This window comes from Streptomyces sp. NPDC047117, from assembly GCF_040643545.1.
Taxonomy (GTDB): domain Bacteria; phylum Actinomycetota; class Actinomycetes; order Streptomycetales; family Streptomycetaceae; genus Streptomyces.
Window position 1 is genome coordinate 421,473 of the sequence record NZ_JBEYUN010000006.1, and the last position, 6,717, is coordinate 428,189.

The following is a 6,717-nucleotide window of genomic DNA, read 5'->3' on the forward strand; positions in this document are numbered from 1 at the left end:
ATCGGGCGCTAGCCCGGAATGTTGTCGAACGGTGCCGTCAACTGCCGCAGCAGGCCCGCCAGTTCACCCCGCTCCGCGCGGGAGAGCTCGGCCAGGATCGCCCGCTCCTGGGTGAGCAGCCCGGCCAGCGACTGATCGGCGCGGTCGCGGCCTTCCGTGGTGAGCCGGACGAGGACGCCGCGTCGGTCGCTCGGGTCCGGCAGCCGTTCGACGAGACCCTTCTTGGCGAGCCGGTCGATACGATTGGTCATGGTGCCGGAAGTGACCAGGGTCTGCGTGAGCAGCTGGCCGGGGGAGAGCTGGTACGGCGAGCCGGCCCGGCGCAGCGCGGTGAGGACGTCGAACTCCCAGGGTTCGAGGCCCACCTCGGAGAAGGCCAGCCGCCGCGCGCGGTCGAGATGCCGGGCGAGCCGGCTGACGCGGCTGAGCACCTCGAGTGGTTCCACATCGAGGTCGGGGCGCTCGCGGCGCCATGCAGCGACCAGTCGGTCGACCTCGTCCTCCATGTCGATCAGTGTAGTGGTTGTGTCGACGTGAAGTCTCTTGACGTCAAGATATATTTTCCTGGACGATTGGGCAGCGTCGGCAGCAGTTCCTGCTCCACCGGCACTGGCCCGATCAGCAGAGGGGTTCGACCATGCACGACACGCACGTTGCGCCGACCTGGGACCCAACGCAGTATCTCCGCCACGCGACCCACCGCACCCGCCCGTTCCTGGACCTGCTCGCCCGCATCCCCGAGCTGCCCGCCGTGCGCCGCCCGCGCATCGCCGACCTGGGCTGCGGCCCGGGCAACGTCACGGCCCTGATAGCCGACCGATGGCCCGACGCGCACATCACCGGCTTCGACAGCTCCGCCGACATGCTGGCCAGGGCCCGGTCCTACGAGGGCCCCACGGCGGGCGGCGGGCTGCTGGACTTCGCCCCCGCCGACGCCGCCACCTGGACCCCCGGCGAACCCTTCGATCTCATCGTCTCCAACGCGGCGCTGCAGTGGGTCCCCGGCCACGCCGAGTCCTTCGGTCCCTGGATCGACACCCTCGCCCCCGGCGGCACCCTCGCCTTCCAGGTCCCCGGCAACTTCACCTCGCCCAGCCACGCCCTCCTCGGCGACCTGTGCGACACCCCTCGGTGGCGGGCCCGCCTGGGAGACCAGGGACGGCGCTTCGTGCACGTACTGGAACCGGAGGAGTACCTGAAGCGGCTGATCGACCTGGGCTGCGCGGCGGACACCTGGGAGACCACTTACGTGCAGGTCCTGCGGGGCGAGGACCCGGTGCTGGACTGGGTGAAGGGGACCGCCCTGCGTCCCGTCCTCACGGCGCTGGAGGACGACCCCGAGGCCCGCGAGGAATTCCTCGACCAGTACCGCGACCTGCTGCGCAAGGCTTATCCGGCGGGGCCGCACGGCACCGTCTTCCCCTTCCGGAGGATCTTCGCCGTGGCACGCAAGGAGATATAGCGGATGATCACCGGCCTCGACCACGTCCAGCTCGCGGCGCCGCCCGGATCGGAGGACGCGGTGTCCGCGTACTACGAGGGTGTGCTGGGGATGTCCCGGGTGCCGAAGCCGCCCGGGCTCGCCGCGCGAGGCGGAGCGTGGTTCGAGGCCGGTAGGGTCCGCCTCCATATCGGCATCGAAGAGGGCTTCCGGCCGGCGGCCAAGGCTCACCCCGGCGTCCTCGTCACGGGCATCGACGCCTTCGCCGCCCGGCTCGCAGCGCACGGCGCGGACGTCACCTGGGACGACGCCCTGCCGGGCCACCGCCGCTTCTACTCCCACGACCCGGTCGGCAACCGACTGGAATTCCTCGAACCCCTGTGCTGATGCGGCGCCCCTGAAGCCCTCTGCGCCGCTCACTCTTTCGGGTGAACTTTGGGGCGGGTGTGGCCCTCGGTCACGCCTTGCGGTGGCCTATCAGCCGCGGCTTCGGCTCCAGCCCGTCCAGGCCGTGCCAGGCGAGGTTCACCAGGTGCGCCGCCACTTCCGCTTTCTTCGGCTTGCGGACGTCCAGCCACCACTGGCCGGTCAGCGCGACCATTCCGACCAGCGCCTGCGCGTACAGCGGCGCCAGCTTCGGGTCGAAGCCCCGCGCCTTGAACTCCAGGCCCAGGATGTCCTCGACCTGCGTCGCGATGTCACTGATCAGCGAGGCGAACGTGCCCGTCGACTGGGCCACGGGGGAGTCCCGCACCAGGATGCGGAAGCCGTCGGTGTAGGACTCGATGTAGTCCAGCAGCGCGAACGCCGCCTGCTCCAGCAGCTCGCGCGGGTGCCCCGCGGTCAGGGCACCCGTCACCATGTCCAGCAGCCGCCGCATCTCCCGGTCCACGACGACCGCGTACAGCCCTTCCTTGCCGCCGAAGTGCTCGTAGACCACCGGCTTGGACACCCCGGCCTTCGCCGCGATCTCCTCCACCGACGTGCCCTCGAAGCCCCGCTCGGCGAACACCGTGCGCCCGATGTCCAGCAGCTGCTCACGGCGCTCCTTGCCCGTCATGCGGACCCGCCGCGCGCGCCGCGCGCCCGCACCGGAAGACGCCTTGTCCTTGCTGCCACTCACGCTGCTGCCATCGATCGCCACCCGACAATCATGCCTCCCCCGGCTACGACCGGGCTGCGCCCCCCGGCGCGGTCTTCTCCTGGCGGCGGGAGTCGAGCCGGGAAGCGTTCGGCCAGCGCACGTCGTACGCCCAGCCCAGCTTCTCGAACCAGCTGATCAGCCGCGCGCTGGAGTCCAGCTGCCCCTTCAGTACGCCGTGCCGCGCACAGGTCGGGTCCGCGTGGTGCAGGTTGTGCCAGGACTCACCGCAGGACAGGATCGCCAGCCACCAGACGTTGCCCGAGCGGTCCCGCGACTTGAAGGGACGCTTGCCCACCGCGTGGCAGATGGAGTTGATCGACCACGTGACGTGGTGCAGCAGCGCCACCCGCACCAGCGAGCCCCAGAAGAACGCGGTGAACGCGCCCCACCACGACATCGTCACCAGCCCGCCGACCAGCGGCGGGATCAGCAGCGAGACGGACGTCCACAGGACGAACTGGCGGGAGACCGCGCGGATCGCCGGGTCCTTGATCAGGTCCGGCGCGTACTTGTGCTGCGGCGTCTGCTCCTCGTCGAACATCCACGCCATGTGCGCCCACCACAGGCCCTTCAGCAGGGCCGGCACGGTCTCGCCGTAACGCCACGGCGAGTGCGGGTCACCCTCGGCGTCGGAGAACTTGTGGTGCCTGCGGTGGTCCGCGACCCACCGCACCAGCGGGCCCTCCACCGCGAGCGAGCCCATGATCGCCAGGGCGATGCGCAGCGGCCGCTTCGCCTTGAACGACCCGTGGGTGAAGTAGCGATGGAAACCGATCGTGATGCCGTGGCAGCCGATGAAGTACATCGCCACCAGCAGCCCCAGATCGAGCCAGCTCACGCCCCAGCCCCAGGCCAGCGGAACCGCGGCCACCAGGGCCAGGAACGGCACGGTGATGAACAGCAGCAGCGTGATCTGTTCGACGGAGCGTTTGCTGTCGCTACCCAGCGTCGCGGAGGGCAGTGGGGTATCGGCGGACTTGACGGTTTTCTCGACGACTTCGGGGCCAGCGGTCATGTGTGTCCCTCGCTGGGGTCGGAGGCAGGGCTACGGTTCCGTAACCTACGGTCTCGTAAGTATGGCAGTGCCGCCACACCGTACAAGGGTGTGACCGGCCCGACAGCCCCTCTCACAGAGCGGACGGTGTGACCGCCCGAAAAGCGGAGATCTATTCTTGAGGCGTCGGACAGCGCGGTCCGCAACCCGCCACCAGGGAGTGTCCCTACGACACTCACCAGCCCAGACGTGCTCAACACTGCAAGGAGCCGCACCTGTGAGCAGTGCCGACATCTCTCCCGACGCCGTCCAGCAGGCCCCGTTCTCCGGGGCCGCCGACACGGCGGAAGCCGGCAACGGCGCCCTGCGCGCCGACATCCGCCGCCTCGGCGATCTGCTCGGCGAGACCCTCGTACGCCAGGAGGGGCCCGAGCTCCTCGATCTGGTGGAGCGGGTACGCGCGTTGACGCGGACCGACGGCGAGGCCGCCGCCGAGCTCCTCGGTGACACCGACCTGATCACCGCTACCAAGCTCGTGCGGGCCTTCTCCACGTATTTCCACCTCGCGAACGTCACCGAGCAGGTGCACCGCGGACGCGAGCTGCGCGCCAAGCGTGCCGCCGAGGGCGGCATCCTCGCCCGCACCGCCGACATGCTCAAGGACGCCGACCCCGAGCACCTCCGCGCGACCGCGGCGCACCTCGCCGTGCGCCCCGTCTTCACGGCGCACCCCACCGAGGCCGCCCGGCGCTCCGTCCTCACCAAGCTCCGCAAGGTCGCCGAGCTGCTGGACACCACCGACGCCGGCGACCGCCGCCGCGCGGACCTCCGGCTGGCCGAGAACATCGACCTGATCTGGCAGACCGACGAGCTGCGCGTGGCGCGCCCGGAGCCCACCGACGAGGCCCGCAACGCCATCTACTACCTCGACGAGCTCGGCCGCGGTGCCGTCGGCGACGTCCTCGAAGACCTCGCCGCCGAGCTGGAGCGGGCCGGCGTCCAGCTCCCCGCCGGCACCCGCCCCCTCACCTTCGGCACCTGGATCGGCGGCGACCGCGACGGCAACCCCAACGTCACCCCCCAGGTGACCTGGGACGTCCTCATCCTCCAGCACGAGCACGGCATCACCGACGCGCTGGAGCACGTCGACGAGCTGCGCGGCGCGCTGTCGAACTCCATCCGCAACTGCGGCGCCACCGAGGAACTGCTCGCCTCCCTCCAGCAGGACCTGGACCTCCTCCCCGAGATCAGCCCCCGCTACAAGCGGCTGAACAGCGAGGAGCCCTACCGCCTCAAGGCGACCTGCATCCGGCAGAAGCTCGTCAACACCCGCGAGCGCCTGGCCAACGACACCCCGCACGTCGCCGGCCGCGACTACCTCGGCACCCGCGAGCTGACCGACGACCTCGTCCTCCTGCAGACCTCGCTGCGCGAGCACCGCGGCGGCCTCGTCGCCGACGGACGCCTGGAGCGCACGATCCGCACGATCGCCGCGTTCGGCCTCCAGCTCGCCACCATGGACGTCCGCGAGCACGCCGACGCCCACCACCACGCCCTCGGCCAGCTCTTCGACCGGCTCGGCGAGGAGTCCTGGCGGTACGTGGACATGCCGCGCGACTACCGCCGCAAGCTGCTGGCCAAGGAGCTGCGCTCGCGCCGCCCGCTGGCCCCCAGCCCCGCCCCGCTGGACGCGGCCGGCGCCAAGACGCTCGGCGTCTTCGAGACCGTCCGCGAGGCCAAGGAGACCTTCGGCCCCGAGGTCATCGAGTCGTACATCATCTCCATGTGCGCCGGCTCCGACGACGTCTTCGCCGCCGCCGTCCTGGCCCGCGAAGCCGGCCTGATCGACCTGCACGCCGGCTGGGCCAAGGTCGGCATCGTGCCGCTCCTGGAGACCACCGACGAGCTGAAGATCGCGGACAAGCTCCTCGACGAGATGCTGTCCGACCCCTCCTACCGGCGTCTCGTCGCCCTGCGCGACGACGTCCAGGAGGTCATGCTCGGCTACTCCGACTCCTCCAAGTTCGGCGGCATCACCACCTCCCAGTGGGAGATCCACCGCGCCCAGCGCCTGCTCCGCGACGTTGCCCACCGGCACGGCGTACGGCTGCGCCTCTTCCACGGCCGCGGCGGCACCGTCGGCCGCGGCGGCGGCCCCTCCCACGACGCGATCCTCGCCCAGCCCTACGGCACCCTCGAAGGCGAGATCAAGGTCACCGAGCAGGGCGAGGTCATCTCCGACAAGTACCTCGTGCCGTCCCTGGCCCGCGAGAACCTGGAACTGACCGTCGCGGCCACCCTGCAGGCCTCCGCCCTGCACACCGCGCCGCGCCAGTCCGACGAGGCGCTGGCCCGCTGGGACGCCACGATGGAGACGGTCTCCGAGGCCGCCCACGGCGCCTACCGCCGCCTGGTCGAGGACCCGGACCTCCCGGCGTACTTCTTCGCCGCCACCCCCGTCGACCAGCTCGCCGAGCTGCACCTCGGGTCCCGGCCCTCCCGCCGCCCCGACACCGGCGCCGGCCTCGACGGCCTCCGCGCCATCCCGTGGGTGTTCGGCTGGACCCAGTCCCGGCAGATCGTCCCCGGCTGGTTCGGCGTCGGCACCGGCCTGAAGGCCGCCCGCGAGGCCGGCCTGGACTCCGTCGTCGGCGAGATGCACGAGCACTGGCACTTCTTCCGCAACTTCCTGTCCAACGTCGAGATGACGCTGGCCAAGACCGACCTGCGGATCGCCCAGCACTACGTCGACACCCTCGTGCCCGACGAGCTCAAGCACGTCTTCGACGTGATCAAGGCCGAGCACGAGCTGACCGTCCAGGAAGTCCTGCGGGTGACCGGGGAGGACGAGCTGCTGGAGGCCAACCCGGTCCTCAAGCAGACCTTCCGCATCCGCGACGCCTACCTGGACCCGATCTCCTACCTCCAGGTCTCCCTCCTCGCCCGCCAGCGCGAGGCCGCCGCGCGCGGTGAGGAAGCCGACCCGGTGCTGGGGCGTGCGCTGCTCCTCACCGTGAACGGCGTGGCAGCGGGGCTGCGCAACACGGGCTGACCCGACAAACAGAGGCGGCCGGTCACGTTTCCGTACCGTTGCCGCGCGGCAGCATGACGCCGCCCACCGACGGGGCCTGCATCGCC

Annotated in this window: 6 protein-coding genes; 3 read left to right on the plus strand and 3 right to left on the minus strand. The window is 70.9% G+C overall.

The window, feature by feature from the left end; genetic code table 11:
• Positions 1-8: 8 nt before the first annotated feature.
• Entirely contained in the window at positions 9-506 is a 498-nt protein-coding gene (gene tamR, locus ABZ840_RS14815; RefSeq protein WP_052864600.1) for a MarR family transcriptional regulator TamR, read from the minus strand.
• 131 nt (positions 507-637) lie between these two features.
• On the opposite strand from tamR, the gene ABZ840_RS14820 reads away from it, so the two are divergent.
• Both ABZ840_RS14820 and ABZ840_RS14825 read left to right on the plus strand, forming a co-directional pair.
• Complete coding sequence (locus tag ABZ840_RS14820; protein WP_361558771.1) at positions 638-1,462, plus strand: trans-aconitate 2-methyltransferase; 825 nt, start codon at positions 638-640, stop codon at positions 1,460-1,462.
• A 3-nt stretch (positions 1,463-1,465) separates the two neighbouring features.
• Positions 1,466-1,828 carry a glyoxalase gene (locus tag ABZ840_RS14825; protein ID WP_361558774.1) on the plus strand — a complete coding sequence of 121 codons (363 nt, stop codon included), beginning with the start codon at positions 1,466-1,468 and terminating at the stop codon, positions 1,826-1,828.
• Between the two features lie 70 nt (positions 1,829-1,898).
• Here ABZ840_RS14825 and ABZ840_RS14830 read toward each other — a convergent pair whose 3' ends face one another.
• The gene (locus tag ABZ840_RS14830) at positions 1,899-2,585 is read right to left on the minus strand and encodes a TetR/AcrR family transcriptional regulator (protein ID WP_030617371.1); all 687 of its coding nucleotides are present in this window, start codon (positions 2,583-2,585) and stop codon (positions 1,899-1,901) included.
• A 22-nt stretch (positions 2,586-2,607) separates the two neighbouring features.
• Complete coding sequence (locus ABZ840_RS14835; protein WP_361558778.1) at positions 2,608-3,600, minus strand: fatty acid desaturase; 993 nt, start codon at positions 3,598-3,600, stop codon at positions 2,608-2,610.
• 343 nt (positions 3,601-3,943) lie between these two features.
• Between ABZ840_RS14835 and ppc the strand changes: the two genes are divergently transcribed.
• Positions 3,944-6,631, plus strand: a complete 2,688-nt coding sequence (gene ppc, locus ABZ840_RS14840) for a phosphoenolpyruvate carboxylase (RefSeq protein ID WP_361558860.1) — start codon at positions 3,944-3,946, stop codon at positions 6,629-6,631.
• Positions 6,632-6,717: the final 86 nt, after the last annotated feature.